Below are 1,794 nucleotides of genomic sequence, written 5' to 3' on the forward strand. Positions count from 1 at the left end.
CGATCGAAACAATAATGGAGGCTCTATTTGCGAGATCGATTCAAGCTGCTGCTAAAATCGACTGCTTTATCATAATTAAGCCAAGATGTGTTATTGACTATTCCACATTGTCCACCCGATCGCGATAAACTAGAATATTGCTCTCTTGTTGTTCAGAATTTTATGTCGCTGCCGATCGTTGCTATTATAGGTCGTCCCAATGTGGGTAAATCCACACTCGTCAATCGTTTGGCGGGAGCGCGGGAATCGATCGTGCATGATGAGCCAGGAGTTACCCGCGATCGTACATATCGACGGGCATTTTGGCAAGATCGTGAGTTTGTGGTTGTAGACACCGGAGGGCTGGTGTTTGATGATGAGACTGAATTTTTACCCTTGATTCGCGAACAGGCGATGATGGCTCTGTCTCAAGCGAGTACGGCAATCTTTGTCGTCGATGGACAGCAGGGCATCACAGGTGGAGATTTGGAAATTGCGACTTGGCTGCGCCTCCAAAAGATTCCGATCTTTGTCGCTGTCAATAAGTGCGAATCGGAAACAGTTGGGGCGATGCAGGCTGCCGATTTTTGGGAATTGGGATTGGGCGAACCTTATGCCGTCTCCAGCATTCACGGGAGCGGTACGGGGGAATTACTCGATGAATTAATTCTGACTTTACCAGTGATGGATGAAGTGGAAGAGCCAGAAGTGCGGATTGCGATCATCGGACGTCCGAATGTCGGTAAATCCAGTCTGCTGAATTCTTTCCTCGGTGAAAATCGCTCGATCGTCAGTCCGATTTCGGGGACTACCCGCGATGCGATCGATACTGTGATTACCCGCAATGGTAGTAATTATCGATTGATCGATACCGCCGGAATTCGCCGCAAGAAAAACGTCGATTACGGGCCAGAATTTTTTGGCATCAATCGGGCATTTAAAGCGATCGATCGTTGTGATGTCGTGCTATTGGTCTTAAATGCGATCGATGGCGTCACCGAGCAGGATCAAAAACTCGCCGGACGGATTGCCGAAGAAGGACGCGCGTGTGTAATTGTCGTCAATAAATGGGATGCAGTCGAAAAGGACTCCTATACTATTTATGATTATCAATCACAATTAAACAACCGCCTCGCTTTTACCGAATGGGCTGAAAGTATCTTCGTGAGCGCTCTCACGGGACAACGCGTAGATAAAATCCTCGAAATAGTCGATCGAGCCGTCGAACAACACCGTCGTCGTGTCAGTACCGCCACGATCAACCAAGTACTCGAAGAATCTACTTCTTGGCACAATCCCCTGGTGACTCGCCAAGGTAAACAAGGTAAAATCTACTACGGTACTCAAGTCAGCGCCCAACCACCGACGATCGCGTTATTTGTCAACGATCCTTCCCGATTTAATGATAACTACCGTCGTTATATCGAGAACCAATTTCGGACGCAACTCGGCTTCGCCGGAACTCCGCTCCGCCTCCTCTGGCGTGGTAAGAAGCAACGTGAAGGCGAGAAGATTGTCAACCGCGCAACTAGAGTCAAGGCGGCTAAGTAGGGAATAGGAGATACATTCGGTATTGATGTTACCCCACCCCAGCCCTCCCCTTATAAAGCGGCTCGCTCCGGTCGGGTTCCCCGACCATGGAAGCGAGACAAGACAGGGGAGGGAGCCGGAAAGCCTACCGTGTACACACTAGTTATTTGAGTCGATGCGTAGTCTTTTACCCCACCCCAGCCCTCCCCTTATAAAGGGGAGGGAGCCGGAAAGCCCCCCTTTATAAGCTACCGTGTATAGAATCCATTTGAGATCTTTTAGGCG

General features: G+C 49.4%; 1 protein-coding gene. It reads left to right on the forward strand.

The window, feature by feature from the left end; genetic code table 11:
* Positions 1 to 162 precede the first annotated feature (162 nt).
* Positions 163 to 1,530 carry a ribosome biogenesis GTPase Der gene (gene der / locus RMO52_RS15640; protein ID WP_310415912.1) on the forward strand — a complete coding sequence of 456 codons (1,368 nt, stop codon included), beginning with the start codon at positions 163 to 165 and terminating at the stop codon, positions 1,528 to 1,530.
* The last annotated feature ends 264 nt before the right edge of the window (positions 1,531 to 1,794 follow it).

The sequence above is a fragment of the Chamaesiphon sp. OTE_8_metabat_110 genome (assembly GCF_031382685.1).
Taxonomy (GTDB): domain Bacteria; phylum Cyanobacteriota; class Cyanobacteriia; order Cyanobacteriales; family Chamaesiphonaceae; genus Chamaesiphon.

What these genes read in the sequence shown, in the direction of transcription:
- der (WP_310415912.1), top strand. Translation starts at nt 163, where the DNA reads ATGTCGCTGCCGATCGTTGCTATTATAGGTCGTCCCAATGTGGGTAAA.